The sequence below is a fragment of the Actinomadura sp. NAK00032 genome, from assembly GCF_013364275.1.
Classification (GTDB): domain Bacteria; phylum Actinomycetota; class Actinomycetes; order Streptosporangiales; family Streptosporangiaceae; genus Spirillospora.
Genome location: NZ_CP054932.1, coordinates 5,237,773 through 5,262,928 on the forward strand (window position 1 = coordinate 5,237,773; position 25,156 = coordinate 5,262,928).

A 25,156-nucleotide genomic window follows, 5' to 3' on the forward strand; every position below is an offset into this window, starting at 1 on the left:
CTCAATATTCCGCTTAGCGTAACGGCGTTCCGACGAAAGAGGGAGGTGGGCAGGCCGTGGATCCGACCCCGGAGCCCGCGCGAACCGACTACCGGGCGCTGGCGCTGCAGACCCGGACCGAGGCCGTCAACGGCCTGTCCCCCGGCGAGGCGCGCGACGCCATGGCGGCGTCCATCGCCCGGATCGGCGCCGAGGTCGCCGCCGCCAGGCGCTGGGTCGGCCCCGACCTGCGGCTGGTCGTGCTGCCCGAGTACGTCCTCAGCGGCTTCCCGATGGGCGAGCCCGTCGAGCGCTGGCGCGACATGGCCGCGCTCGCCCCGGACGGCCCCGAGTACTCCGCGCTCGCCGCCGTCGCGGCGCGCGAGGGGCTCTTCCTGTCCGGGAACGCCTACGAGAGCGACCCGCACTTCCCCGAGCTGTACTTCCAGGCGTCCTTCGTGATCGACCCGGCCGGCGCCGTGGTGCTGCGCTACCGCCGCCTGCACTCGCTCTACTCGCCGACGCCGTACGACGTGTGGGACCGCTACCTCGACGCCTACGGCATGGACGCGGTGCTCCCCGTGGCCCGGACCGAGATCGGCGCCCTGGCCTGCATCGCCTCGGAGGAGATCCTCTACCCCGAGCTCGCGCGGGCGCTCGCGCTGCGCGGCGCCGAGGTGTTCTGCCACTCGACCTCGGAGGTGACGAGTCCCGCGCTCACCCCGAAGGAGATCGGCCGGCGCGCCCGCGCCGTGGAGAACCTCGCCTACGTGGTCTCGGCCAACAGCGGCGGCCTGCACGGCATCCCGATCCCCGGCGACTCGACGTCCGGCGGCTCGAAGGTCGTCGACTACGAGGGGCGGGTGCTGGCCGAGGCCGGCGGCGGGGAGAGCATCGTCGCCGCCGCCGAGATCGACCTGGCCGCGCTGCGCCGCAACCGCGCCCGCCCCGGCATGGGCAACCTGCCGTCGCGGGTCAAGCCCGCCCTGTGGGCGGCGGAGTACGCGCGCCACGACGTCGAGCGCCCCAACGGGCTGGACGGCCGCGCGCCCGACCGCGCCTGGTTCACCGAACGGCAGCGGGACTCGATCGACCGGCTCGCCGGCCCCCGCTGACCCACGACCCGCAGGAGAGGAAGGACCCCATGGGAACGATCCGCGAGGACATGCCGCTGCTGGCCCGGCACGAGGGCAGGTGGCGGGGCACCTACACCTACATCGACGCCGCCGGGACGATGACCGACCGGCACGAGTCGCTGCTGACGTGCAGCTTCCCTGAGGATGGTGACTACGACTACCACCAGGTCAACGAGTACACCTGGCCGGACGGCCGCACCGAGACGCGCGTCTTCCCCGGCGTCTACCAGGGCGACGGGCACTGCACGTTCGACACCGAGCGGCTGCGCGGCGAGTTCTGGGAGCTCGACGAGCGGGTCGTCTACCTCAACTGGATCTACAAGGCCGAGGGCGAGGACCTGCGCCTGTTCGAGCTGATCCACCTCAGCGCGGACGGCGGCCGCCGCAGCCGCGTGTGGCAGTGGATCAGGGACGGCGCCTGCTACCAGCGGACCCTCATCGACGAGGTCAGGATCGGGTAGCCGCCGGGCGCGGCGGCTCCCGGCTCAGGAGTCGGCGACGGCTCAGGAGTCGGCGAGGCGGGTGCGGTCGATGGTGGTGTAGGTCTCGCGCAGGTTCTCCAGGTGCGCGTGGCACGCCTCCCGGGCGCCCGCCTCGTCGGCGGCCTCGATGCGGTCGAGGATGGCGCGGTGGTCGTGGTCGACGCCGTACCAGAACCGCGTGGGCGCGTTCTCGCGCAGGAACCGCTCGTTGAGCACCCGGAACACCGGCTGGGTGACGACCTCCAGGAACGGGTTGCCCGCCATCTTCAGCAGCACGGTGTGGAAGTGCCGGTTGGGCGCGAAGATCTCCGCCGGGTCGAGCGCGCTCGGGTCGAACAGCGAGCCGCGCAGCTCGCCGCGGCCCTCGTCGGTGCCGCGCACGGCGGCCAGCCCGGCGGCCGGCACCTCCAGCATCTCCCTGATCTCCAGCAGCTGGTCGACCGTGATCTGGGTGTCCAGGGTGAGCAGGTTGAGGCTGGTCGCCAGGTACTCGGTGATCTGGTCGGGCTGCGGGTAGGCCACGAAGCTGCCGCCCGCGACGCCGCGGGTGGTGGTGATCAGGTTCTGGCTGGCCAGCAGCCGGAGCGCCTCGCGGACGGTGCTGCGGCTGACCCCGTGCTCGGCCGACAGCTCCGGCTCGATCGGCAGCCGGTCGCCGGGCCGGAACTCCCCGGCGATGATCCGGTCGCGCAGCCGGGCCGCGATGCCGGCGTAGGCCGGGACGGGAGCGGGCGGCCGGTCCGATGGTCTCTCGACGGTCACACGGCCCATCGTACGGTAAACGTCAGACTTTCTCGAAGCCAGGCATTGACTCCCCGTGCGAGCACCCGGCAAGCTCTCGAAGTACGCCGATCGGAACTGTATTCCGATCTACGGAACACGGAGGTGGGGCATGGCAGTACTCCCCGGCGGCGCGGCGCTCACCATGGCCGGGGGCGTGCGGGAGTTCGCCGCCTCGACTCCGGGCACCGTCGCCGTGGTCGACGGCGACCGGAGCCTCACCTACCGGGCGCTGGACGAGCGCGCGAGCCGGCTCGCCCAGGCGCTGCTGGCGCGCGGGCTGCGGCCCGGCGACCGCGTCGCCGTCCGGCTCGGGAACCGGCTGGAGTACCCCGAGGTCATCGCCGCGGCGGCGAAGGCCGGGCTGGTCCTCGTCCCCATCGGGACGCGGCTCACCGAAGCCGAGACCGCCTACATCCTGGAGCACTCGGGCGCGCGCGCCCACATCTCCGACGAGGAGCCGCAGGCCCCCGTCGAGGTGGTGCTGCGGATCGGCGGCACGGGGGCGGCCTCGTACGAGAAGGCGCTCGAATCGGCCCGGCCGGACGACCCGCGGGTCCCCGTCGACGAGAACGACGCGTGCTGCCTCTACTACACCTCGGGCACGACCGGCAAGCCCAAGGGCGTCCTGAGCAGCCACCGCGCGCGGACCCTCATGTGCTACCTGTCGGCGATGGAGTGGGGCCTCGGCTCCCGGCGCGTCAGCCTCGCCGTCGCGCCGATGTACCACGGCGCCGGGATGGTCTTCGACTACGCGCCCGTCGTCGCCGGCGGCACCGTCGTGATGCTGCCCAAGTGGGACCCCGAGCACATGCTCGCCCTCGCGGAGCGGCACCGCGCGCAGTCGGCGTTCCTCGTCCCGACGCACGCGCAGACGCTCCGCTCGTCCGGCGCCCTCGGCCGCCACGACGCCTCCAGCCTCGACACCCTCTACTTCAACGCGGCGGCCCTGCCCGCCACCCTGAAGGAGTGGGTCATGGAGGCGTTCCCGCACGCCGGCGTCCACGAGCTGTACGGCTCCACCGAGGCGGGCATCGTCACCAACTGCCGTCCCGCCGACGCCGCGCGCACCGGGTCGGTGGGCCTGCCCTGGTACATGACCGAGGTCCGCGTCGTCGACCCGGCGGGCGAGCCCGTCGGGCCCGGCGAGCGCGGCGAGCTGTTCAGCCGCTCCCCGTTCCTGATGAACGGGTACCTGCGCGACGACGGCGCCACCGCCGCCTGCACGACCGAGGACGGCTTCCTCACCAGCGGCGACATCGTCGTCCGCGACGAGGACGGCTTCGTCTACATCGTGGACCGCAAGAAGGACATGATCATCTCCGGCGGTGTGAACATCGCGCCCCGCGAGGTCGAGGACGTGCTGGGCGCCTTCCCCGGCGTCGCCGACTGCGCCGTGGTCGGGCACCCGGACGAGCAGTGGGGCGAGCGCGTCGCCGCGTACGTCGTCGTCCTGCCCGGCGCGGCCGTCACCGCGGACGACCTGGTGGCCCACTGCCGCGAGCGGCTGTCGGGCCCGAAGGTGCCGCGCAGCGTCGACTTCCTCCCGGCCCTGCCCCGCAACGGCGCGGGCAAGGTCCTCAAGCGCGAGCTCCGCGCGCGCTGACCACCGGGCCGCGGCGCTCCCGGCCCCGGTCCCACATTTCCCTACATCGAGAGAGGTGGCTTCTTTGCGCCCCCACGTGGAACTCATCCAGGAGAACGACTACGTCTGGCACGCCGCCGAACTCGCGGGCGGCGAGGGCCGCGCCAGCGAGCGCCGGCTGTCGGTCGACGAGGAGGACGGGTCCTGCTCGCTCCGCGTCGACTTCCACACGGACTGGGGCCGCGGCCCCGGCATCCACCACGCCAACACCGAGTACCACGTGCTCGAAGGGTCGATGACCTACGGCGGCCGGCGGATCGGCAAGGGCGGCTACGTGTACGCGCCCAAGGGCGTCCCGACCGACGCCATCACCTTCAGCGAGGGCACCCGCATCCTGCACTACCGCGAGTACGGCGACGCCGGGTTCGACCCCGTGCAGAGCGTCGAGGCGCCGCGCTGGAAGGACGCGCGCGAGGACGTCATCGTCATCGACTCCGAGGCGATGAAGTGGGACGCCGTCCCCAACCCCGGGCCCATGCCCGGCCTATTCATCAAGTACCTGCACGTGGACCCCGTGACGGGCTTCTACACCCGGCTCGTCCACGCCCAGGAGGGCTGGACGGACCACCGCCTCGCGCACCACCCGTGCTACGAGGAGGCGTACACCGTCCAGGGGCACATGGAGTACAACTTCGGCACGCTGGACCTCGGCACGTACTTCTTCCGGCCCGCCCGCGTGAAGCACGGCCACTTCACCAGCATGGAGGGCGGCGCGACGTGGCTGCTGCGCTCCGACGGAGAGCTGTTCAACTGGTACACCCAGAGCGAGTGGGTCCGCTGGGGCGGCGAGGCGATCAACTGGGGCCCGTCGGACGACGGGCGCATGCGCTGGGCGATGTCGTCGCACGACATGGGCGCCGGCTCCCCCGGGCGCAGCGACCGCGACCTCGCCGACCTCCAGGCCTCGGTGCTGTACCAGCGCGAGCAGGGGCAGATCGACGAGGACTACGTCCAGCACGGCACGGGCACCGACAAGAGCCTGCTCGCCATCGCCAAGGCCATGGACGCCGCCCGCCTCCAGGGCGGCCACGGGCACGACCACGACCATGACCACGAGCACGACCACGAGCACGAGCCGGTCGCCGCCGACTGGGGGGCCGAGGCCGCGTCGCTGGAGCACGCCGACGAGCGCACCGACGACCTCGCCCACGTCTGGGGCGCCGGCCGCGTCTGGAAGAAGGGCGACCCCGTCCCCGCCCCGATCCTGTCCAGCCGCCCGGTCCGCAGCCGCAGCGCCGGCCGCTGGAACGGCGACGGCATGTAGCACGGGACCACAGGGAAGCCCCGGGCCGCTCGGCCCGGGGCTTCCTTTGCAGAGGCACGCGGTCAGGCGGCCGACTCGCCGCCCAGGTACAGGGTCTTGACCATGGGGTCGGCCTCCACCTCCGCGGCCGTCCCGGACAGGCCGACGCGGCCCCGCTCCAGGACGTAGGCGCGGTCGGCCAGCCGCAGGGCGATGAGGGCCAGCTGCTCCACCAGCAGCACCGAGATGCCGCGCTCGGAGTGCAGCCGCTTGATGTAGGAGAACAGCTCGGCGGCCTTCAGCGGCGCCAGGCCGAGCGACGGCTCGTCCAGCACGAGCAGCTTCGGCTCGCTCATCAGCGCGCGCGCCACGGCGAGCATCTGGGCCTCGCCGCCGGACAGGGTGCCGCCGGCCTGGTCACGGCGTTCGGCGAGGCGCGGGAACAGCTCCAGCACCTCGTCCATCAGCCGCTGGGTCCGGGCCCGGCCGCGCCGCAGCGCGAACCCGCCGAGCTGGAGGTTCTCCAGCACCGTGTGGTCGGGGAAGATCCGCCGCCCCTCGGGGACGTGCCCGACGCCGAGGCCGGCGCGGCGCCACCCGGGGACCCGGGTGATGTCCCGCCCGGCGAACGCGACGGTCCCTGCGGACGGCTTGAGCAGGCCGGAGAGCACCTTCAGCGTCGTGCTCTTGCCGGCGCCGTTCGGGCCGAGCAGGACGACGAACTCGCCCTCCCCGACCGTCACGGCGACGTCGTCCAGGACCCGGACGCCGCCGTAGCCCGCCCGGATCCCGGTCATCTCCAGCAGCGCGGTCATGTCAGGTCCTCCACCAGGTCGGAGCGCCCGAGGTACGCGTCCAGCACCGCGGGGTCGGAGCGGACCTCGGCGGGCGCCCCGCAGGCGATCACCTTGCCGCTGTCGATGACGGTGACGCGGTCGCAGACGTCCATCAGGAAGTCCATGTTGTGCTCGATCAGCACCACCGCGAGGCCGTGGTCGCGGAACGCCCGGCACAGCCGCGCGAGCGCCTCGATCTCGGCCGGGACGAGCCCGGTGGCGGGCTCGTCGAGGATCAGCACGCGCGGGCTCGACGCGACCGCCCGGACGACCTCCAGCAGCCGCTTCTGGCCGTGCGACAGGGAGCCGGCCAGCTGCGCCGACCGGCCCGACAGCCCGGCGAACGCCAGCAGCTGGGCGGCCTCCGCGCGGGACGCGGCCTCACGGCGCCGGTAGGCGGGCAGCCGCAGGACCGCCGACGGCAGCCCGTACCGCTCGCGCCGGCGCATCCCGGCGAGGACGTTGTCGAGGACGGTCTGCTGCTCGAACAGGTGCGGGATCTGGAAGACCCGCGTGACGCCGCGCTCGGCGACCTCGAACGGGCGGCCCGGGGCCGGCTCCCCGCGGACCAGCACCTCGCCCGCGTCCAGCCGGTGGAAGCGGGTGAGGCAGGCGACGGTGGTCGACTTGCCCGACCCGTTCGGCCCGATGATGCCGTGGACGGTCCCGGCCGCGACGGAGATGTCCACGCCGTCCACCGCCTTGACGCCGCCGAAGTGCTTGACCAGCCCGCGCCCCTCCAGCGCGGGGACGTCCGGGTCGGCGGCGGGCGGCAGCACCGACGCGGGCAGGTTCCCGGACGGCTCGGTGTCCTCGCCGTCGGGCGGGCGCCCGAACCGGCTGCCCCGCCAGGTGCCGACGATGCCGCGCGGGACGAGCATCATCGCGAGCAGCAGCGTGCACCCGAGGAACAGCGTCGTGTACCGGGCGTAGTCCTTGATCAGCTCGACGACGGCGGCGATGATCGCGACGCCGATCACCGGGCCGGCCAGCGTGCCGATGCCGCCGAGGAACAGCCCGACGAAGAACACCAGGCCGTTGTCCAGGATGCCGACGTCGGGGTTGATGAAGCCGAGCTGCAGCGCGTACAGGCCGCCGGAGAGCCCGGCGATCGCGCCGGCGACGGTGAACACCAGGACCTTGGTGCGGGTCGGGCGGATGCCCATGGCCGCCGCGGTGTCCGGGCTCTCCTTGACCGCCATGACCGCCCGGCCGACGCCGCTGCGCATCAGGTTGCGCTGGACGGCGTAGACCAGCAGCAGCGCGCCGAGCGTGACGTAGTAGAACTGGATCTTGCCGAGGCCGCCGGGGGCGACCCCGACGATGCCGTTGACGCCGCCGGTGACCGACTCCCAGGCCTTGCCGCCCTCCACCGCGATCAGGTTGGCGGCGAGCGTGATCATGCCGAAGTACAGGTAGGTGGCGCGCAGGCTGATGACCAGGACGAGCGCGGAGAACACCGCGCCGAGCAGCATCGCCAGCGCGACGCCCGCGAGCCACGGCAGCCCGGCCTCGACGGTGGTGTAGGCGACGGCGTAGCCGCCGATCAGCTGCATGCCGGTGTGCATCATCGACAGCAGCCCGCCGTACCCCATCGAGAGGTTGAGCGAGATGGTCAGGATGGCGCTGATCGCCGCGGCGGCGACCAGCCCGTCGTAGTACGAGGCGTTGTAGCTGTAGAAGTCGGTGATGGCCGGCCAGGCGAGCAGGACCGCGGCGGCCACCGCGGTGAGCAGCGCGGGCAGCCACCGCCGCAGGACGTCGTGTGCACCCTTCATCAGTGCGCCTCCATCGGCTTGCCGAACAGCCCGGACGGGAAGGCCACGAGGATCAGCGCCAGCAGCCCGAAGACGACGAAGTCCCCGGTCGTCGCGCCGGCGAGGTTGCGCACCACCGCGTCCAGCAGGCCGACGATCAGGCCGCCGGCCAGCGCGCCGCGCGGCGAGCCGACCCCGCCGATCACCGCGGCGATGAACCCCTTGATGGTGAACATCAGCCCGGAGGCCGGGCCGATGAACAGCAGCGGCGCGGCCAGCACGCCGGCGAAGGCGCAGATCACCGCGGCGATCACGAAGCTGAGCAGGACGACCCGGCGGACCGGGATGCCCATGATCACGGCGGCGTCGGCGTCGTGCGAGGCCGCCCGGATGGCGCGCCCGTAGGCGGTGCGCCGCAGGAACAGGTCGTAGCCGGCCATCACGGCGAGCGCGACGCCGATGGTGAGCAGCTGCTGCCAGGCGAGCCGCTGCCCGAAGACCTCCAGATGGCCGGGGGCCAGCGCGCGCGGGCGCAGCGCGTCCACGTCGAAGTAGCGCAGCGTGAACAGCGCCTGGAAGATCATCGCCGCGGCGAGGGTGGCGATGATCCAGGCGTACCGCGACCCGGACAGCCGCACCGGCAGCATGATCATCCGCTCGCTGAGCAGCCCCATCGCCGCGCCGAGCACCAGTGTGGCCAGCAGCGCCGCCGGCCACCCCCACTGCCACAGCGCGACCACCTGGTAGCTGACGGCCGCGCCGAGCACGACCGGCTCGCCCTGGGCGAAGTTCAGCACCCGGGTGGGCTGGAAGACGATCGCCAGCGCCAGCGCGACCAGCGCGTACACCGACCCCGCGAACAGGCCGTCGAGCCAGACCTGCGCGCTCACGAGGGGCTGATCTCCTTCGTGTACCAGCCCTTGCCGTCCTTGTTCCACTGGTACAGGTGCACCTGGTGGTAGAACTCGTGGCTCGGGCCGGGCTTGATGGCGTTGCCGGACGGGGTCTGCTCCGCCGGCACGTCGAGCGCCTGGATCGCGGCGGCGAGCTTGGCGGCGTCGGTGCTCTTGGTGGACTTCACGGCCTGCTCGAAGGCGAACAGGCAGTCGGCGGTGATGGCCGCGCCCTTCGGCGACTGCGCCCCGCTCTTCGGCCCGACGTTCTTGCCGTACTTCTGCTCGATCGCCTCGGTGTGCTTGCGGTACCCCGGCATCCACTCCGTCCGGGGCTTGCGGGTCGGGTACTCGTACAGCGCGGCGGGGAACACCGCGCCCTTGGCCGCGTCCCCGGCCGCCTCGATGAAGGAGATGTTCTGCATGCCGGACCCGGCGCCCACGATCTTGCCCTTGTAGCCGGCCTGCGCGGCCGCCGCCATCGTCTTGGCGCCGCCGACGCTGCTGGAGATCATGATCGCGCCGGCGTCCCCGAACTTCTCGACGTAGGCGCGGTGGCTCTGGTCGTCGGCCCGGCTCACCTGCCAGCCGAGGTACTTGATGCCCGCCTGGGGCAGCAGCTTCTTCATGAGCGCGTCGGTGTTCTTGCCGGTGTCGTCGCCCTCGTAGACGAGGCCGAGCGAGGTGACGCCCTCCTGCTTCAGCCAGTCCACGACCAACTGGCCGTCGAGCTCGGCGGGATCCTGCGAGCGGAAGCCGTACTTGAGGCCGGCGAAGCTGCCGGTCGAGACGGCGGGCTGGCAGTTGAGCTTCTCGCTCTTTTCGTAGGTGCCCTTGGCCGCGTCGTAGAACGCGGTCAGGGACGGGCCGATGACGAGCTTGACGGCGTCGTTGCCGGCCATCTCGTTGGCCGCCTGGACGGCCTTGCCCGGGTCGAGGCCCGAGTCGCGGGTGACGAGCTTCAGCTTCGAGCCGTCCAGCCCGCCCGCGTTGTTGATCCGCTCGATCTCGACGTTCAGGGAGTTCTGCTGGGAGATGCCGAGAACCGCGAAGGGACCGCTCATGGGCGAGATCAGCCCGATCTGGATCTCCGGTTTGTCACCCGCGGCCTTGCCCGAGCATCCGGTCGCGGTCACGGCGAGGGCCGCCAGCCCCGCGGCGACCGTGACGACTGATCTGCGCATGTGCACCTCCGCCAGGATGTTCCTGTTATCGGAACGCGGTTCCGTGACGTGGACGCTATAAAGGGCCGCGCAGCAGTGTCAATAGGTCTGACTTTTTCGCTCATGACGTTTTCGTTACGCGGTGAGCTGCCAGAACGAGCGCGGATGCCACGCCCGCCGGGCGGCGGGCGCGGCACGGCGTGCCGTGCGGCGCCGCGGCTAATCGGGAACGTGGCCCATCAGAGCGGAAAGTCGTCCCGTCGCCGCGAGCAGCGCCCCGGCGCAGGCGTCCGCCTCGCCGCGGAACCGCTCCACGGGCCCGCACACGCTCACCACCGCGGCCGGGAGGCCGTGGTGGTCGAAGACGGGCGCGGCGACGGAGGCCGCGCCCGACTGGCGCTCGGCGAACGAGCGGGCGTGGCCGCGCCGCCGGATCTCCGCCAGTTCCCGGCGCAGCGCGTCCGGCTCGACGACCGTGCGGTCGGTGAGCCGGCTGAGATGGTCGCCGGCGAGGTACTCCTCGATGTGCGCCGCGGGCAGGAAGGCCAGGAAGGCCTTCGACGAGGCGCCCGCGTGCAGCGGGAACGGGACCCCGAGCGACACCGACATGATCACCTCCCGGTCGGGGGTCACCTGGTCGACGTACACCCGCTCGGCGCCCGCCCGGGTCGACAGCGTCGCCGTCTCCCGGGTGGCCCGCGACAGCCCGACCAGTTCCGGGGCCGCCAGCCGGCGCACGTCGATGTGGTCGAGGTAGGCCAGGCCGAGCCGCATCGCGGTCAGCCCGAGCGCGTACCGGCGGGTCTGCTCGTCCACCCGCACCAGCCGGCGGCTGCGCAGCGAGGTGAGGATCCGGTGGACGGCGGGCTTGGACAGCCCGAGCGCCTCGGCGATCTCGGTGACGCCGAGCGTCCGGGCGCCCGCCTCGGCGAACAGCACCAGCACGTCCGCCGCCCGCTCCACCGTCGAGGCCGACTGCCCGGCCCGCTCGGCGGCGCGGGCGCGGGCACCGGTCTCCTGGGGCATCAGCGCCGTCCCGCTCAGCCGCGGCGCAGCCCGACGGGCACCGGCGGATCGGTGACGATCCGCGTGTCCAGGAACTCCCACCAGTCGTCCTGGGTGACGCGCTCGCCCTCCCATTCGGCGTCGGCCTTCAGCCCGCCGAGCGCGGCGCGATAGGCGCCCCACGCGGCCTCGTCCTCGAACGCGGCCCAGTTCTCCAACGTGTAGACGTCGCCGATCACGCTGTAGTACCAGCGGACCTCCTTGACCATGGGGAGGTCGCGGTAGAACCAGCGCTCGCGGTCCTCCAGCCACGCCCAGAACTCCTTCTGGTTGCGCCGGGACCGCTCGCTGAGCTTCATCCGGTAGACGAGGTAGATCATGCGATGCCTCCTCATGTTCCGCTGTGCGTAACATCGTCACCTAGTTCGACTGTTGCGGGACATCTTGCAACAGCTTTCCGCTAAATGGAACAGGCGGGCCGGACGAAGATCCGTCCGCGGCGTCCGGCCGGGAGCGGTTCGCCGGGCCCGAACGCCGTCCAGCGCGGGCCGTCCGCGCCCGCCGGCCACAGCACGCGCACGGCCGGGCCGAAGCGCGCGGGCGCCCGCTCGTACAGCCGCGCCTCCCGGTCCCCTCCCGTGCGCAGTACCAGCCCCGCCTCGGGGACGGGCACCGACAGCAGCGGCACCCGGCCGCCGGACGGGTCGGCCGGCGCGCCCTCGCCCTCGGTCCAGGCCGGAACGCCGGAGAACCAGGCCAGCGCCAGCGCTCCTCCGCTGCTCACGGACGCGCGGCGGGTGGCGCCGGGCGCGATCCAGCCGCGGTCGCCCGGCCCGTAGGCCACGCCGGAGACGGTGAGCGCGCCGCCCAGGACGACGAACTCCTCGCCGCAGGCGTAGCGCCCCGGCCCCGGCCGGCGCCAGCCGGGCGGGAAGCGGACGAGCGAGGTGGACGACCCGTCCGCGTCGACCTCCAGCCGGAGCAGCCGCACGGGCTCGTTCGACCCGGGGATCGTGAACGCCTTCCAGGGGAGGCCGGGGCGCGCCGGGTCCACGTCGGTGAGGTGCAGGGGCATGAACCTCTCCCATCACTGTTTCTATTCTCGGAACAGTGTTTCAGATAGCATGCGCCGCATCACAGTCGCGACCCCAGGGAGCCACCATGCTCAGCAGCCCCCGGTACGCCGTGCTCGGCTGCCACGACCTCCCCGCCGCCGCGGGGTTCCTGTCCGCCCTCGGCTTCCGGGAGCGGCGCCGCGGCGTCCTCGACCGGGACGCCGCCGCGGCCCTGTACTGGCTGCCCGGCCCCGCCGAGGAGGTGCTCTACCTCCCGGAGGGCGCCGACACCGGCGGCCTCGTGCTCGTCGACGCCCCCGAGGGCGGCACCGGGATCGCGTCCGGCGGCTACGCCGTCGACGTCTACACGCGCGACATCGAGGCCAGCGTCGCTGAACTCACCGCGGCCGGGGGCGTCCCGTCCCCCATCGCGCGGTGGGAACTCGGCGGGCGGCCCTTCGCCGAATGCGGCCTCGTCGGCCCCGGCGGGATCCGGGTCGTCCTCGTCGAGGGCAGTTCCCGCCGGGCGAGCCTGCTGGACGCCGACGAGGCGCGGCGGCACTCCGAGCTGCAGGCCGCCGTCCACCTCGCCCACGGGTGCGACGCCGGGTTCTGGACGGGCCTCGGCCTGAAGTCGCTCTACTCGCAGCGGCTGGTGAACCCCGCCGTCGCCGCGCTCATCGGCATCGACCGGCCGGACGCCGAGATCGTCCTCGACCTGTTCTGGGACGGGCACGGCGCCCGGCTGGAACTGATCAGCTTCCCGGACCTGGAGCTGCCCGAGGGCGACGAGGCGTTCACCTCCGGCATGCGCGCGGGCGTCTTCCCGGTCGCCGACCTGGACGCCGCCCGCGCGCTGCTCACCGAGGCCGGCGCGCGCACGGGCGCCATCGTGGACAGCGCGCTGCGCGGCGGCCGCGCCTTCGCCGCCACCTCCCCCGACGGCGTCCACCTCGAACTCTGGACGGCCTGACCGGAGTGCCCCGGACCGCCGCGGGCGGTCCCGCGCGGAGCCCCGCGCCCTCCTCAGGCGCGGGGCCCTCAGGCGCGGGGCCCTCAGGCGCGGGGCTCGTACAGCGTCACGCAGACGCCGTTCGGCGTGGTGACCGACGCCGCGGCGGCCTTGCCGTGCAGCGGGTCGTCGGTCTCCACGGGCTCGCCGGACACCACCGCGCCGCCCGTCCGGCGGACGCTCGCCAGCGCGGCGGCGAGGTCGCGCGTGCGGACCGTCCAGCCGCTGTGCCCGAGCGAGCGGCCGGGGCGCTGAAGCGGGCGCCGGTCGACGCCGTGCTCCCCCTCCGCGGAGGTGACCTCGATGCGCGCCGTCCGCTCGCCGGCGAGGAACGCCAGCCGCATGCGCGTGCCCGACGGCAGGCCCGCCACCGTGTCGAAGCCCGGCGAGGAGAAGACCACGTCGTACCAGACGGACATGCCGAGGCCCTCCGGCCCCCAGAACGCGACCTCCGCGCCGGCGTCGGGCACATGGCACACCACCGAGGTCAGCTCGGTGTAGGGGCGGTCGGGGTCGGCCTCCCAGGCGGCCGTCCCCCGGATCGCGGCGGGCTGGACGAACACGACCGCGGTGCCGTCGGGGGCGGGGCACACGCCCTGGGTGACCTGGACCTCCCGGTCCCCGACGGCGACCCCGTAGGTGGCGGGCGGCGTCGACCAGGCGATGCCGTCCGCGGCGAACCGGGCGTGCGCGGCCTCGATGTCGGCGGCGTACATGTCGATGCCGATCAGGCCGTCGTCGAGGTTGTGCGGCCGCGCGGCGGGCGCGAGCGGCTCGGGCACCCGGACCAGGTGGATCCGGCCGGTGCCGGCGCCCGCCGCGGCGAGCGCCACGGCCTCGACGTCCGCGGGCCCGGTGCCCCACAGCGCGTCCGCGGCCGCCGCGGCGACGGTGCCGCGCGCGGCGACCTCGTAGCCGAGGCGGCCGCCGAAGAACTCCAGGTGCGGGTCGAATTCGGACACGCCGATGACCGCCCCGGTGATGCCCTCGACCAGGGCCGGGCCGTGCTCGCTCATCCAAGATCCCCTTTGCGTTCCTATGTGTGGAATGCTGTTCCAATTTCCTGGGTGTTGACGCTAGGCTCGCGGCGAGCGGGCTGTCAACGCCCGCCGCCCCCCGCCCCCGCGTCCGACCAGGAGGAGCCCATGCGCGCCGGAGTCCCGGGCATGCCCATCAACCGCCAGCACCTCGGCGAGTGGCGGGGTGAGTACATCCACCTCGACGCCGGCGGGACGATCCTCGACCGGCACGCCTCGCACCTGAAGTGCTGGGTCCCCGAGGACGGCTCGTACGACATCCGCCAGATCAACACCTACACCTGGCCGGACGGGCGGGTGGAGGCGCTGGAGTTCGGCGGGCGCATGCGGGGCGACGTCTGCCACTTCGACAACGACCGGATCATCGGCGAGATGAGCCAGGTGGACGCCCAGTCCATCGTGCTCACCTGGTCGTACAAGTCCGACCCGGACAACTACCTCTACGAGCTCATCCAGCTCTCCCGCGACGGGCTGCACAAGTGCCGCACCTGGCACTGGATGGACGGCGACCGCCTGGTCAAGCGGACGATCATCAGCGAGTCCAAGGTCGCCTGACCCGCCCGTCCCGCCGCCGGCGGGACCCACCGCCGGGGCCCGGCGGCCGGAGGCCCCGCGCTCCGGCCGCCGGGCCTTCGCGGTTCCGGCCGGCGCGTGACGAAACAGCGTTCCAGATTTCTCGGCGAAACCCCTTTTCGATCACCCGCGCTCGTCCTAGTATTCCGGCCATAAGAACGCCGTTCCATTCCGGCTCCCGCTCGCGGCTTCTCCCCCACCCCCATCGGAGGACTGTGGATGCTGCGGTACCTCGGACGACGGGTCGCCGGTCTCGCACTGGTCCTGTTCGTCGTCCTCACCCTCGTCTTCTTCATGCTGCGGGCCGCGCCCGGCTCCCCCGCCGACGCCTACCTCGGCATGAACCCCACCCCCGAGAAGCGCGCCGCCGTCGAGCACCGGTTCGGGCTCGACCAGCCGATCTGGACGCAGTACGCCACGTTCGCCGGCAACCTGCTGCGCGGCGACCTCGGCACCTCGCTGTTCAGCGACCGCCCGGTCACCGAGATCATCGGCGACCGGCTCCCGGTGACCCTCGAACTCGGGCTGCTGGCCCTGGTGTTCTGGGTCGCGGTCGGGCTGGCCGCCGGGGTGCTGGCCGCCCGGCGGCGCGACTCCCTCGTCGACGGCGCCGTCCGCGTGCTCAGCGTCGTCGCGCTGTCGATCCCGAGCTTCTGGCTGGGCCTCGTGCTGGTCGTCGTGTTCGGGCTGTACATCAAGGGGGTGCTGCCGTCCAGCGGGTGGGTCGCGTTCGGCGCCGACCCGGCGGGCAACCTGCGCGGCGTCGTGCTCCCCGCGTTCGCCCTCGGCCTCGGCTCCAGCGCCGTCATCGCCCGCACGCTGCGCGGCTCGCTGATCGAGACGCACCGCACCGACTACGTCGCCTTCGCCCGCGCGATGGGCATGCCCGAGCGCGGCATCCTGCGCCGCATCGCGCTGCGCAACGCGCTCATCCCGACCGCGACCGTGATCGGGCTGATGGTCGGGCTGTTCATCAGCGGAACCGTCCTGGTGGAGAACGTCTTCAACGTCCCCGGGATCGGCCAGACCATCGTCGGCGCGTTCCGCCAGCACGACTACCCCCTGGCGATCGGCTGCACGCTGGTCACCGCGGTGGTGTTCCTGGTCGCCAACCTCGCCGTCGACTTCCTCTACTTCGCGCTCGACCCGCGCATCCGCGCGGGGTTCCTGAACGGGACGGACTGATGGACGCGATCGACGCCGCGGCCGCACCGCCGCCCGCGCGCCGCCTCACCCTGCCGCGCATGTCGGCCCTGACCTGGACCGGGGCCGTCCTGCTCGGGCTGTTCCTGGCGCTGGCGCTGCTCGGGCCGCTGCTCGCCGGGGACCCGGACGCGCGGACCGGCGAGCAGTTGGCCGCCCCGGGCCCGCACCACCTGTTCGGCACCGACCACCTGCAGCGCGACCTGTTCGCGCGGACGGCGGCGGGCGCCCAGGTGTCGCTGCTGGTCGCGCTCGCGGGCGTCGCGTTCGGCCTGCTCGTCGCGGTGCCCGCCGGGCTGGTCGCCGGCTACTTCGGCGGCCGCTGGCCGGACGAGGTGATCATGCGGGTGCTGGAGGCGCTGCAGGCGCTGCCGCTGTTCGTCTTCGCGCTGTTCGTCATCGGCGTCACCGGCGCCGGCGACTCGCACCTCGGGCCGCTCACGGTGCCGGGCACCGCCAAGGTCGTGCTGCTGCTCGGTGTCGGGTTCATCCCCTACTTCGCGCGCGTCACCCGGTCGGCGACGCTCGTGGAGGCGCAGGAGGACTACGTCGACGCGCTGCGCGTCCTCGGGGTGCCGCGGCGGCGGATCATCGGCGGCGAGCTGCTGGTGAACGTGCTGCCGCCGGTGCTGGTGCAGGCGTTCCTCTGGCTCGGCGTCGCGATCTTCGCCGAGAGCGCGCTCAGCTTCCTCGGCCTCGGCGTCCAGGCGCCCCGGCCGAGCCTCGGCAACATCCTCGGCGACGCGACCGGCTACCTGCTGCTCGGCGCCTGGTGGTACTCGATCATCCCCGGCCTGGTCATCCTCGTCGCCACGGTCGGCTTCAACCTCGTCGGCGACGGCATCGGCGACGCGCTCGACGCCGGCGGCCACGGCTGAGACCCCCGCCCCCCGCCGGACACCCACCCCCTTCCCCTGAGGAGCACGTCATGTCCGACACCAACCCGAACGCCCCGCACGGCCCGGTCCTGAGCCGGCGCCGCTTCCTCGTCGCCACCGGCGTGCTGACCGCGGGCGCCGCGGCCCTCGGCGCCTGCGGCGGGGAGGGCGGCACCGACGGCGGCGCCGCGGGCCGCACCGGCACGCTCGCCTTCGGGGTCGCCTCCATCTCCGACTACCTCAACCCGCTCAGCACCACCTCCAGCCGGGTGCACTGGATCACCGAGTCGGTCGTGGAGTCGCTCTACACCTACGACGCGTCGCTGGCGTCCGTGCCGCTGCTGGCCGACGGCGAGCCGGAGATCTCCGCCGACGGGCTGACCTGGACGATCAACCTCAAGCCGGGCGTCACGTTCCACAACGGCGACCCGCTCACCGCCGAGGACGTCGCCGCCACCTTCCGCTTCGTCACCGACCCGAAGAGCACCAGCGACTGGACGACCTACTTCGTCGGCCACGTCGCGAAGGTCACCGCGACCGGCGACCGCACCGTCACGATCAAGCTGACCGCCCCGTTCGGGGTGCTGCGCTCGCACCTGACCAACCTGCCGATCGTGCACCGCGACTTCGTCGCCAAGACCGGCACCACCATGGGCACCGGCCCGTTCTCGATCGGCGACGTCAAGCAGGGGCAGCAGGTCACGCTGAAGCGCTTCGCCGGCTACCACGGGACCAAGCCCGCCCTCACCGGCATCACCTTCCAGGCCGTGCCCGACCCCGCGACCCGGATGGTCAACCTCCGCGAGGACAAGATCCAGATCATGACGGACGTCCCGCCGGAGAGCGTCGGGCTGCTGGAGAAGTCGACCGACGTCCGCGTGCACGAGGTCGCCGCGCCGAAGGACCTCGTCACCTACTTCGTGGCGAACAAGAAGCCGTTCGACGACGTGCGGGTCAGGAAGGCGCTCGCCTACGCGATGGACCGCAAGGGCGTCCGCGACATCGTCTACGGCGGCTCCGCCGACATCGCGCAGGGCCCCATCGGGCCCGCCGCCGAGGGCCACGACCCGTCGCTGCGGCTGTACGGGGAGGGGCCCGACATCGCCAAGGCGAAGGCGCTGCTCGCCGAGGCCGGGCTGTCCGGGCTCGACTTCACCCTGATGGTCACCAGCGACCCGGTGCTGAAGAACGTCGGGCAGGTGCTCGCGCAGGGCTGGAAGAAGGCGGGCATCAACTGCACCCTGGAGACGCTCGACATCAGCCCCTGGGTGAAGAAGTGGGCGTCCGGCGAATACCAGATGGCCATGACCGGGTTCGACGGCGGCTTCGGCGGCGGCAAGACCGCCTTCACCCTGCTGGGCGCGCTCAGCTCCAAGAACCCGCTGAACTTCGGCTACAAGAACCCCAAGGTGGACGCGCTGCTCGGCAGGGCCTGGGCGACCACCGACGCGGCCGAGCGCGCCGCGATCTGCAAGGAGATCAACGGGCTCGTCGCCGCGGACGCGATCGCGCTCCCGCCGGTCCACCCGAAGCTCATCGTCGCGCAGCGCGCCGAGATCAGCGCCCTGGACGAGACCCGGATGAGCGTCAGCCGGATCGACGTGGCCCCGGTGCGAGCGGCCTGATGCGCCGCGCACCGCGGCCGCCCGGCACCGCGCCCGGCACCGCGCCCGATACCCCGGTGGGGGACGTCCCGGACGGCGCCCCGCTGCTGTCGGTCGCGGGCCTGTCGGTCTCGTTCCGGACCCGGTCGGGCGAGACTCCGGCCGTCCGGGACGTCTCGTTCGACCTCGCGCCGGGCGAGGTCCTCGGCCTGGTCGGCGAGTCGGGGTCGGGCAAGAGCACCGTGCTGACCGCCCTCATGCGGATGCTGCCCGGCAACGCGGCGGTGTCCGCCGGGCACGTCCGCTTCGGCGGCACCGACCTGCTCGCGCTGCGGGAGGAGCGGATGCGGCGGCTGCGCGGCGACCGCATCGGGCTGATCCCGCAGCGGCCGATGACGTCGCTGTCGCCGACCACGCCGATCGGCCGCCAGCTGCGCTGGCACCTGCCCGCCGAGACGGGCCGGGGCGGCGGCGACCGGCTCGCCGGGCTGCTGCGCGAGGTGGGCCTCGCCGCCGTGCTGGACCGGCTCGACGGCCACCCGTTCGAGTTCTCCGGCGGCCAGCTCCAGCGGATGCTGATCGCGGTCGCCGCGCTCGGCCGCCGCCCCGAGCTGCTGCTGGCCGACGAGCCGACCACGACGCTCGACGCGACCGTCCAGGCGCAGGTGCTCCGGCTGCTGCTGGAGCTGCGCGACCGCGTCGGCCTCGCGATGGTCTTCGTGACCCACGACCTCGGGGTGGTCGCGCAGGTCAGCGACCGGGTCGGGGTGATGTACGCGGGGCGGCTGGTCGAGACGGCGCCCGTGCGGGAGCTGTTCGCCGCGCCCCGGCACCCCTACACCCGCGCCCTGATCGGCGCGCGGCCGGGCGGCCGGGCGCGGGGCGAGCCGCTGCGCACGATCCCCGGCACCGCCGCCGGCGCGAACCTGCTGCCCGGCTGCCCGTTCGCGCCGCGCTGCGAGCTCGCCGCCGACGTGTGCCGCGCGGAGCGTCCGGCCGCGCGGGTCCTCGGCGCGTCGACCGTCAGCTGCCACCGGGCGGAGGAGGCCGGATGAACGCCGTCACCGCGCAGAACCTCACCAAGCACTACCCGGTCCGGCGGGGGCGCCGCGCGAAGGGCGCCGTCGTGCACGCCGTGGACGACGTGTCGTTCGAGGTGCCCGCGGGGCGGACCCTCGCGATCGTCGGCGAGTCCGGCTGCGGCAAGTCGACGATCGCGCGGATGCTCGTCCGGCTGGTCCGCCCGACCGCGGGCCGCGTCCTCGTCGAGGGCGCGGACGGCGCGGGCCGGGCGGACGCGCGCGCCGTCCAGCTCGTGTCGCAGAACCCCTGGTCCGCGCTCAACCGCCGCAAGAGCATCCGGCACGCGCTGGAGCAGCCGCTCGCCGTCCACGGCCTCGCTCCGGACCGGGCCGCCCGCGCCGCGCGGGCCGAGGAGCTGCTGGGGCTGGTCGGGCTGTCCCCCGCCTACCTGGACCGCCGGCCGGGCGGGGTCAGCGGCGGGGAGCTGCAGCGGATCACGGTCGCGCGGGCGCTCGCGGTCGAGCCGGCGGCGCTGGTGCTGGACGAGCCGACCGCCAGCCTGGACGTCAGCGTGAAGGCGCTGCTGGTCAACCTGCTGCTCGACCTGCAGCGGCGGCTGAGGCTGAGCTACGTCCTGATCACCCACGAGATCGAGATCGCGCGGCACATGGCCGACCGGGTCGCCGTGATGTACCTCGGGCGGCTGGTGGAGTACGGCGACGCCGAGCGCGTCTTCGGCGACCCCCGGCACCCGTACACGCGGTCGCTGCTGGCCGCCGTGCCGGACCTCGGCGAGCCCGGCGCGAGGACTGCTCCGCCGCCGCTTGCGGGCGACGTCCCGTCGGCCGTCGACATCCCGTCCGGCTGCCGCTTCCACACGCGCTGCCCGTTCGCCGAGAGCGGCTGCCGCAGCACCGAGCCCGCCCTGGCCGACACCGGCGACGGGCGGCAGGCGGCCTGCCTCCGGCTCGCCGACCTGTCCCCCGCAGCGGCGCCCACCGACGCCGCACCACCGACCGATGAGGAGAGCCCATGACCGAGCCCGCGAGCGACGCGGCGATCACCCAGCGGACCGACGGCGGGTACGCGACCGCCGAGCTGGCCAAGGACGCCTGGACGCTCGGGGTCGTCCAGTCGCGGGTGCACCCGGCCGCCGACGCGGCCGCGCAGGAGGCGAACCTCGCGCACATGCTGCACCTGATCGACAACGCCTTCCACACCGGCTTCGGGCCGGCGCCCGACCTGCTGTTCTTCCACGAGTTCCCGATCAGCGGCTGGGACCGGTGGACGAAGTCGGAGACCGAGCGGCGCTGCATCGAGATCCCCGGCCCGGAGACCGAGCGGATCGCGGCGAAGGCGCGCGAGCACGGCTGCCACATCGCGTTCGGCGCCTACGTCCGCGACCCCGACTGGCCGGGGCACGTGCTCAGCGTCACCACGCTGATCGGCCCGGACGGCGCGATCCTCGCCAAGCACTGGAAGGCGCGCAACGTCAAGGGCGTGTTCGGCGGGCTGGAGCTGTTCACCACGACGACCTACGACGTGCTGGACCGGTACGTCGAGATGTACGGCCCGGACGCGGTGCTGCCGGTCGCGCGGACGGGGCTCGGCAACATCTCGCTGTCGTCCACGCAGCTGGAGCCGGAGCTGTTCCGGGCGCTGGCGATCAAGGGCGCGGAGGTCTTCCTGCGCACCGCCAGCGGCAGCTTCTCGGAGGTGGACGTCCGCGCGTCGGCGCTGCACAACCGGGTGTACTGCGCGATCGTCAACAACTCGGTGCTGGCCCGGGAGTCGAACTACTTCGAGGACACGGGGGCGGGCGGCTCGGCCGTCTACGGCCCGGACGGGCGGGTGCTCGCCGCCGCCGACAGCAAGTTCGAGAAGCTGATCACCGCGCCGATCCCGATCGCCTCGTTCCGGGCCGCGCACCGCCAGCCCGACATCCACTGGGACCTGTACCGCCCGGTCTTCGACGGGTACCGGAGCCGGTTCGAGCCGAACCTCTACACCGGGTACCAGCCGACCGGGCTGGAGGACGCGGGGCGCTACCTGAACGGCCGCTCCCGCTGGCGGTGACGGCCGGCGGTGAACGGCGCCCGCGCCGCCCGCCGCCCCGTGCGGGCGGGCGGCGCGGGCCGCCGGTCAGGCGTCCGCGCCGAGGGGGCGGGCGCCGGCGGGCCACCAGTCGCCCGCGCCGTAGGGGTCGGCGAGCGGCTGCGACCCGTGCTCGTGGACGATGCGCCAGCGCCCGCCCTCGGCGCGCAGCAGCCAGGTCATCCGCATCCGGAGCCGGCCCGCGCGGCCGTCCCCGTGCACGTCGTAGTCGACGACGCCGGTGACCTGGCCGAGCGTCGCGGACTCGAACACGTGCGGGCCCTCGGCCCACGCGTAGCCGTCGATGCCGACGGGGGCCTCGAAGTAGGCGCGCCAGCCCTGCTCGATCCGGTCGCCGCCGCGCGTCGTCCAGCGCGGGCCCTCGGGGAAGACGTAGGCGTCGGGCGCGCCGGAGAAGGCGTCGAGGACGGCGTCGAGGTCGCGGTCGATGACCGCCTGGAGCATGGCCTCGGTCGCTTCGAGCGGGGACTTCATCGCTGATTCCTTCCTGTTCCGGTGTCGGGGACGTGTCTCATCTCATAATGTGGAATCGGGGTTCCTCGCGGGTCACCGGCGCCGCCACCTAGTGGAACGGCATTACACTGGTCGAAACCGCGTGCACGCTTGTGTCCGTCAGCCATGCCCGGAAGGAACCGCCTCCATGACCAGCACCGCGCAGCCGAGCGAGCTCTCCCCCCGCGCCGAGGAGCGCGCGGGGACGGGCCAGACCATCGCCACGGTCGAGCGCGCGGCCGACGTCCTGATGTACTTCGCGGAGCAGCGGGCGGCGACCCTCGGCGTCACCGAGGTGGCCACCGCGCTCGGGCTGTCCAAGGCGGCGGTGCACCGCATCCTCACCTCGCTGCGCGGGCACGGGCTGATCGAGCTGGACGAGGCGACCCGGCGCTACTCCCTCGGGATCGGCGCGATGAAGCTCGGCATGGCCTACCTGGAGCGGATCGACGTGCGGACCGTCGCCCGCCCCGAGCTGACCGCGCTGTCGGAGCGCACGCTGGAGACCGCGACGCTGTCGGTCCGCTCCGGCTGGACGCGCTCCTACATCGACCAGGTGACCCCGCGCCGCGAGCTGATCATGTCGGTGACGCTCGGCGTGCCCTACCCGCTGCACGCCGGGGCGTCCTCGAAGGCGTTCCTGGCCTACCTGTCCGACGAGGAGATCGATCACTACCTCGCGCAGCCCGCGCTGGAGCAGCTCACCCCGGACACCCCCGCCAGCCCGCCGCGGCTGCGCCGCGAGATCGAGGAGATCCGCGCCCGCGGCTACGCCGCCTCGATCGCCGAGCGGCAGGCGGGCGCCGCGTCCGTCGCCGCGCCGATCCTCGACCAGAACGACCGGCCGATCGCCGTGATGAGCGTCAGCGGCCCGATCGACCGGTTCCGCGAGGAGACCGAGTTCTGCGCCTCGGCCCTGCTGCAGACGGTGCGCCGGCTGTCCGAGCGCTTCGGCCACCGGCCCGCCTGACCCCGCCCGTCCGGGCCCCCGGGAGTCGCGCCGCATTCAGTACGCCGTCGATCCGGGCTTGACCACGCCGAGCAGGGCGGCCACCACGACCAGCGTCCAGATCGCGAGCACGTACGGGATGCTGCCCTGGACCGCGCCGCGGATGTCGCGCTCCACGGCCGGGTCGCTGCCCTTGGCGAGCAGCGTCCCCCACGCGGCCCCGAACGGCTTCAGCCTCACCCGGATCATCAGCCCGGCGGCGATGCACAGCGCGTAGGCCGCGACCTTCCCGGCCAGCCACTTCGGGTTGGACGTCACGCCGAACGGCTCGTCGGCGAGAAAGGTGTACGCGGCCGCGCCGAGCAGCCCGGCGATCAGCCCGCCGCGCACGATCAGGTCGGTGCGGTGCACCAGGTCGCCGAACCGGCCGGGGCGGCGCCGGTAGTCGGCGATGACCAGCCACAGCCAGACCAGCGCGAGGGCCCAGACGACGGCGAGCCGCCAGCCGCCGAAGATGTCGCGGCCCAGCTCGTCGGCGGCCATCAGCGTGATGCCGCTCGGCAGGAACAGCACCAGGCAGATCCGCGGGGACATGTCGACCACGTGCATGATCTTCACCGCGACGCCGCGCGCCTCGGTGGACAGCTCGGGCTTCAGGATGAACCGGCTGGAGTAGAACACGCCGAGGTCGCCGCCGAGCCAGTAGGCGAACAGGACGATGTGGAGCAGGATCGCCCAGCTGTGCAGCGTCCATCCATGAGTGCCGATCACGGGGCCTCCGTCCCGGGGGAAACGTCAGACTATTATTCGTACCATCATTCCGGTTTCGATGGAACGGCGTTACAGTCGTCGGAACATATTCCGGGAGGTTGGGATGGCTCGACAGATCGGCGTGCGGGACCCGCGCACCGGGCGCACCGACGAGGCGCTCGGCTGCGCCGACGCCGCCGAGGTGGCCGCGGCGGCGGGCCGGGCCCGCGCGGCGCAGCCCGGCTGGCTCGCGCTCGGCACCGCCGGACGGACGGCGGCGCTGCGTGCGCTGCGGGACGCGATCGCCGAGCGGGACGAGGCGATGACGGCGGCGCTCGTCCGCGACACCGGGCGCCTCCAGGTGTCGCGGCTGGAGACCGACAGCGTCCTCGGCTCCCTGGACCGCTGGTGCGAGCGCGCCCCCGGGCTGCTCGACGCCGCCGGCCCGGACCCCGTGCCGACCTCGATGCCGGGCATCGGCCTCCGGCAGGAGCCGCTGCCCTACCCGCTCGTCGGCGCGATCAGCCCGTGGAACTTCCCGCTGCTGCTGGCGATGATCGACGCCGTCCCCGCGCTGCTCGCCGGCTCGGCGGTGCTGCTCAAGCCGAGCGAGATCACCCCGCGGTTCGCCGCCGTCCTGCGCGCGTGCGCCGCCGCGGTGCCCGCGCTGGACGGCGTCCTCACCGTCATCGACGGCGACGGCGCCACCGGCGCGGCCGTCGTCGACAACGTCGACCTGGTCTGCTTCACCGGCAGCGTGCGGACCGGCCGCGCCGTGGGCGCCGCCGCCGCGGCCCGGTTCATCCCGGCGTTCCTGGAGCTCGGCGGCAAGGACCCGGCCATCGTCTGCGCGGACGCCGACCTCGACCGCGCCGCCCAGGCGATCCTCTACGGCGGGACGGTCAACACCGGCCACTCGTGCATGTCGATCGAGCGGGTGTACGCGGCCGCGCCCGTGTTCGAGGAGTTCGTCGGCCTGCTGGTGGCGCGGGCCCGCAAGGTCGGCCTGGCCTACCCGGAGGTGACCGACGGCGAACTCGGGCCGATCATCTCCGCCGACCAGGTGGGGATCATCCGCGAGCACCTCGCGGACGCGGTGGCGCGCGGCGCGTCCGTCCGCTGCGGCGGGGAGATCCGCGTGCTCGGCGGGGGCGCCTACCTGGAGCCGACGGTGCTCACCGGCGTCGACCACACCATGAAGGTCATGCGGGAGGAGACGTTCGGGCCCGTGCTGCCGGTCATGCCGTTCGCGGACGCCGACGAGGCGGTCCGGCTGGCCAACGACAGCGCGTACGGGCTGTCGGCCGCCGTGTTCGCGGCCACCACCGAGGCCGCCCTGGCGGTCGGCGGGCGGCTGGAGGCGGGCGGCGTCAGCGTCAACGACGCGTCGCTGACCGGGTTCGTGCAGGACGGGGAGAAGAACGCCTTCAAGTCCTCGGGGCTCGGCGGCTCGCGGATGGGCCCCGCGTCGATCCGCCGGTTCCAGCGGCAGCGCTCCTTTCTGATCCGCTCCCCCGAGGACCGGGCGCCCTGGTGGTTCGGCTGA

25 protein-coding genes are annotated in these 25,156 nt (G+C 73.4%); 14 read left to right on the plus strand and 11 right to left on the minus strand.

Annotation, left to right across the window (positions count from 1 at the left end):
* The first annotated feature begins 56 nt into the window (after window positions 1-56).
* Window positions 57-1,094 carry a nitrilase-related carbon-nitrogen hydrolase gene (locus HUT06_RS24400; protein ID WP_217711422.1) on the plus strand — a complete coding sequence of 346 codons (1,038 nt, stop codon included), beginning with the start codon at window positions 57-59 and terminating at the stop codon, window positions 1,092-1,094.
* A gap of 29 nt (window positions 1,095-1,123) precedes the next feature.
* On the plus strand, window positions 1,124-1,576 hold the full coding sequence (locus tag HUT06_RS24405) for a DUF3598 family protein (protein ID WP_176197855.1): 453 nt from the start codon (window positions 1,124-1,126) through the stop codon (window positions 1,574-1,576).
* 42 nt (window positions 1,577-1,618) lie between these two features.
* Here HUT06_RS24405 and HUT06_RS24410 read toward each other — a convergent pair whose 3' ends face one another.
* Window positions 1,619-2,359, minus strand: a complete 741-nt coding sequence (locus HUT06_RS24410) for a FadR/GntR family transcriptional regulator (RefSeq protein WP_217711423.1) — start codon at window positions 2,357-2,359, stop codon at window positions 1,619-1,621.
* A 130-nt stretch (window positions 2,360-2,489) separates the two neighbouring features.
* Between HUT06_RS24410 and HUT06_RS24415 the strand changes: the two genes are divergently transcribed.
* Window positions 2,490-3,983 (plus strand): class I adenylate-forming enzyme family protein, encoded by a 1,494-nt coding sequence (locus tag HUT06_RS24415; protein ID WP_176197857.1) that lies wholly within the window; start codon window positions 2,490-2,492, stop codon window positions 3,981-3,983.
* Window positions 3,984-4,047: 64 nt separating this feature from the next.
* A complete protein-coding gene (locus HUT06_RS24420) occupies window positions 4,048-5,286 on the plus strand; it encodes a DUF4437 domain-containing protein (RefSeq protein WP_176197858.1) in 1,239 nt (412 codons plus the stop codon).
* A 62-nt stretch (window positions 5,287-5,348) separates the two neighbouring features.
* On the opposite strand, the gene HUT06_RS24425 is transcribed toward HUT06_RS24420, so the two are convergent.
* The 7 genes from HUT06_RS24425 to HUT06_RS24455 form a co-directional block, all read right to left on the minus strand.
* The gene (locus HUT06_RS24425; protein WP_368407037.1) at window positions 5,349-6,071 is read right to left on the minus strand and encodes an ABC transporter ATP-binding protein; all 723 of its coding nucleotides are present in this window, start codon (window positions 6,069-6,071) and stop codon (window positions 5,349-5,351) included.
* A 5-nt stretch (window positions 6,072-6,076) separates the two neighbouring features.
* Entirely contained in the window at window positions 6,077-7,879 is a 1,803-nt protein-coding gene (locus HUT06_RS24430; protein WP_176197860.1) for an ATP-binding cassette domain-containing protein, read from the minus strand.
* Window positions 7,879-8,748 (minus strand): branched-chain amino acid ABC transporter permease, encoded by an 870-nt coding sequence (locus tag HUT06_RS24435; protein WP_171068805.1) that lies wholly within the window; start codon window positions 8,746-8,748, stop codon window positions 7,879-7,881. Before HUT06_RS24435 ends, HUT06_RS24430 begins: the two co-directional genes overlap by 1 nt.
* Complete coding sequence (locus HUT06_RS24440; protein WP_176197861.1) at window positions 8,745-9,935, minus strand: ABC transporter substrate-binding protein; 1,191 nt, start codon at window positions 9,933-9,935, stop codon at window positions 8,745-8,747. Before HUT06_RS24440 ends, HUT06_RS24435 begins: the two co-directional genes overlap by 4 nt.
* Window positions 9,936-10,133: 198 nt before the next feature.
* Entirely contained in the window at window positions 10,134-10,940 is an 807-nt protein-coding gene (locus HUT06_RS24445) for an IclR family transcriptional regulator (protein ID WP_176197862.1), read from the minus strand.
* Window positions 10,941-10,954: 14 nt separating this feature from the next.
* On the minus strand, window positions 10,955-11,299 hold the full coding sequence (locus HUT06_RS24450; protein WP_217711424.1) for a hypothetical protein: 345 nt from the start codon (window positions 11,297-11,299) through the stop codon (window positions 10,955-10,957).
* Between the two features lie 80 nt (window positions 11,300-11,379).
* Window positions 11,380-11,994 (minus strand): hypothetical protein, encoded by a 615-nt coding sequence (locus HUT06_RS24455; protein ID WP_176197864.1) that lies wholly within the window; start codon window positions 11,992-11,994, stop codon window positions 11,380-11,382.
* 86 nt (window positions 11,995-12,080) lie between these two features.
* Between HUT06_RS24455 and HUT06_RS24460 the strand changes: the two genes are divergently transcribed.
* A complete protein-coding gene (locus HUT06_RS24460) occupies window positions 12,081-12,947 on the plus strand; it encodes a hypothetical protein (protein WP_176197865.1) in 867 nt (288 codons plus the stop codon).
* An 83-nt stretch (window positions 12,948-13,030) separates the two neighbouring features.
* Here the strand turns inward: HUT06_RS24460 and HUT06_RS24465 are convergent, their stop codons facing one another.
* Complete coding sequence (locus tag HUT06_RS24465; RefSeq protein WP_176197866.1) at window positions 13,031-14,002, minus strand: hypothetical protein; 972 nt, start codon at window positions 14,000-14,002, stop codon at window positions 13,031-13,033.
* 129 nt (window positions 14,003-14,131) lie between these two features.
* On the opposite strand from HUT06_RS24465, the gene HUT06_RS24470 reads away from it, so the two are divergent.
* The 7 genes from HUT06_RS24470 to HUT06_RS24500 all read left to right on the plus strand — a co-directional run bounded on the left by HUT06_RS24470 (window position 14,132) and on the right by HUT06_RS24500 (window position 21,380).
* On the plus strand, window positions 14,132-14,578 hold the full coding sequence (locus tag HUT06_RS24470; protein ID WP_176197867.1) for a DUF3598 domain-containing protein: 447 nt from the start codon (window positions 14,132-14,134) through the stop codon (window positions 14,576-14,578).
* A gap of 237 nt (window positions 14,579-14,815) precedes the next feature.
* Complete coding sequence (locus HUT06_RS24475; RefSeq protein ID WP_176197868.1) at window positions 14,816-15,781, plus strand: ABC transporter permease; 966 nt, start codon at window positions 14,816-14,818, stop codon at window positions 15,779-15,781.
* Complete coding sequence (locus HUT06_RS24480) at window positions 15,781-16,677, plus strand: ABC transporter permease (RefSeq protein WP_176197869.1); 897 nt, start codon at window positions 15,781-15,783, stop codon at window positions 16,675-16,677. Before HUT06_RS24475 ends, HUT06_RS24480 begins: the two co-directional genes overlap by 1 nt.
* Before the next feature lie 50 nt (window positions 16,678-16,727).
* Window positions 16,728-18,302, plus strand: coding sequence for an ABC transporter substrate-binding protein (locus tag HUT06_RS24485; RefSeq protein ID WP_176197870.1), 1,575 nt, complete (start codon window positions 16,728-16,730; stop codon window positions 18,300-18,302).
* Window positions 18,302-19,336: an ABC transporter ATP-binding protein gene (locus HUT06_RS24490; RefSeq protein WP_176197871.1), complete on the plus strand. Its 1,035-nt coding sequence runs from the start codon at window positions 18,302-18,304 to the stop codon at window positions 19,334-19,336. The genes HUT06_RS24485 and HUT06_RS24490 overlap by 1 nt, the downstream gene beginning before the upstream one ends.
* Window positions 19,333-20,340: an ABC transporter ATP-binding protein gene (locus HUT06_RS24495; RefSeq protein WP_176197872.1), complete on the plus strand. Its 1,008-nt coding sequence runs from the start codon at window positions 19,333-19,335 to the stop codon at window positions 20,338-20,340. Before HUT06_RS24490 ends, HUT06_RS24495 begins: the two co-directional genes overlap by 4 nt.
* Window positions 20,337-21,380 (plus strand): nitrilase-related carbon-nitrogen hydrolase, encoded by a 1,044-nt coding sequence (locus HUT06_RS24500; RefSeq protein WP_176197873.1) that lies wholly within the window; start codon window positions 20,337-20,339, stop codon window positions 21,378-21,380. The genes HUT06_RS24495 and HUT06_RS24500 overlap by 4 nt, the downstream gene beginning before the upstream one ends.
* A 66-nt stretch (window positions 21,381-21,446) precedes the next feature.
* Here HUT06_RS24500 and HUT06_RS24505 read toward each other — a convergent pair whose 3' ends face one another.
* Window positions 21,447-21,893: a nuclear transport factor 2 family protein gene (locus tag HUT06_RS24505; protein ID WP_176197874.1), complete on the minus strand. Its 447-nt coding sequence runs from the start codon at window positions 21,891-21,893 to the stop codon at window positions 21,447-21,449.
* Between the two features lie 166 nt (window positions 21,894-22,059).
* Here HUT06_RS24505 and HUT06_RS24510 point away from each other — a divergent pair, with 166 nt between their 5' ends.
* Complete coding sequence (locus HUT06_RS24510; RefSeq protein ID WP_176197875.1) at window positions 22,060-22,881, plus strand: IclR family transcriptional regulator; 822 nt, start codon at window positions 22,060-22,062, stop codon at window positions 22,879-22,881.
* A gap of 36 nt (window positions 22,882-22,917) precedes the next feature.
* Here HUT06_RS24510 and HUT06_RS24515 read toward each other — a convergent pair whose 3' ends face one another.
* Entirely contained in the window at window positions 22,918-23,631 is a 714-nt protein-coding gene (locus HUT06_RS24515; RefSeq protein ID WP_254715361.1) for a hypothetical protein, read from the minus strand.
* 103 nt (window positions 23,632-23,734) lie between these two features.
* On the opposite strand from HUT06_RS24515, the gene HUT06_RS24520 reads away from it, so the two are divergent.
* Entirely contained in the window at window positions 23,735-25,156 is a 1,422-nt protein-coding gene (locus HUT06_RS24520) for an aldehyde dehydrogenase family protein (protein ID WP_176197876.1), read from the plus strand.

What these genes read in the sequence shown, in the direction of transcription:
- HUT06_RS24405 (WP_176197855.1), top strand. Translation starts at nt 1,124, where the DNA reads ATGGGAACGATCCGCGAGGACATGCCGCTGCTGGCCCGGCACGAGGGC.
- HUT06_RS24415 (WP_176197857.1), top strand. Translation starts at nt 2,490, where the DNA reads ATGGCAGTACTCCCCGGCGGCGCGGCGCTCACCATGGCCGGGGGCGTG.
- HUT06_RS24430 (WP_176197860.1), bottom strand. Translation starts at nt 7,879, where the DNA reads ATGAAGGGTGCACACGACGTCCTGCGGCGGTGGCTGCCCGCGCTGCTC.
- HUT06_RS24440 (WP_176197861.1), bottom strand. Translation starts at nt 9,935, where the DNA reads ATGCGCAGATCAGTCGTCACGGTCGCCGCGGGGCTGGCGGCCCTCGCC.
- HUT06_RS24445 (WP_176197862.1), bottom strand. Translation starts at nt 10,940, where the DNA reads ATGCCCCAGGAGACCGGTGCCCGCGCCCGCGCCGCCGAGCGGGCCGGG.
- HUT06_RS24450 (WP_217711424.1), bottom strand. Translation starts at nt 11,299, where the DNA reads ATGATCTACCTCGTCTACCGGATGAAGCTCAGCGAGCGGTCCCGGCGC.
- HUT06_RS24455 (WP_176197864.1), bottom strand. Translation starts at nt 11,994, where the DNA reads ATGCCCCTGCACCTCACCGACGTGGACCCGGCGCGCCCCGGCCTCCCC.
- HUT06_RS24460 (WP_176197865.1), top strand. Translation starts at nt 12,081, where the DNA reads ATGCTCAGCAGCCCCCGGTACGCCGTGCTCGGCTGCCACGACCTCCCC.
- HUT06_RS24465 (WP_176197866.1), bottom strand. Translation starts at nt 14,002, where the DNA reads ATGAGCGAGCACGGCCCGGCCCTGGTCGAGGGCATCACCGGGGCGGTC.
- HUT06_RS24470 (WP_176197867.1), top strand. Translation starts at nt 14,132, where the DNA reads ATGCGCGCCGGAGTCCCGGGCATGCCCATCAACCGCCAGCACCTCGGC.
- HUT06_RS24475 (WP_176197868.1), top strand. Translation starts at nt 14,816, where the DNA reads ATGCTGCGGTACCTCGGACGACGGGTCGCCGGTCTCGCACTGGTCCTG.
- HUT06_RS24480 (WP_176197869.1), top strand. Translation starts at nt 15,781, where the DNA reads ATGGACGCGATCGACGCCGCGGCCGCACCGCCGCCCGCGCGCCGCCTC.
- HUT06_RS24485 (WP_176197870.1), top strand. Translation starts at nt 16,728, where the DNA reads ATGTCCGACACCAACCCGAACGCCCCGCACGGCCCGGTCCTGAGCCGG.
- HUT06_RS24490 (WP_176197871.1), top strand. Translation starts at nt 18,302, where the DNA reads ATGCGCCGCGCACCGCGGCCGCCCGGCACCGCGCCCGGCACCGCGCCC.
- HUT06_RS24495 (WP_176197872.1), top strand. Translation starts at nt 19,333, where the DNA reads ATGAACGCCGTCACCGCGCAGAACCTCACCAAGCACTACCCGGTCCGG.
- HUT06_RS24500 (WP_176197873.1), top strand. Translation starts at nt 20,337, where the DNA reads ATGACCGAGCCCGCGAGCGACGCGGCGATCACCCAGCGGACCGACGGC.
- HUT06_RS24505 (WP_176197874.1), bottom strand. Translation starts at nt 21,893, where the DNA reads ATGAAGTCCCCGCTCGAAGCGACCGAGGCCATGCTCCAGGCGGTCATC.
- HUT06_RS24510 (WP_176197875.1), top strand. Translation starts at nt 22,060, where the DNA reads ATGACCAGCACCGCGCAGCCGAGCGAGCTCTCCCCCCGCGCCGAGGAG.
- HUT06_RS24520 (WP_176197876.1), top strand. Translation starts at nt 23,735, where the DNA reads ATGGCTCGACAGATCGGCGTGCGGGACCCGCGCACCGGGCGCACCGAC.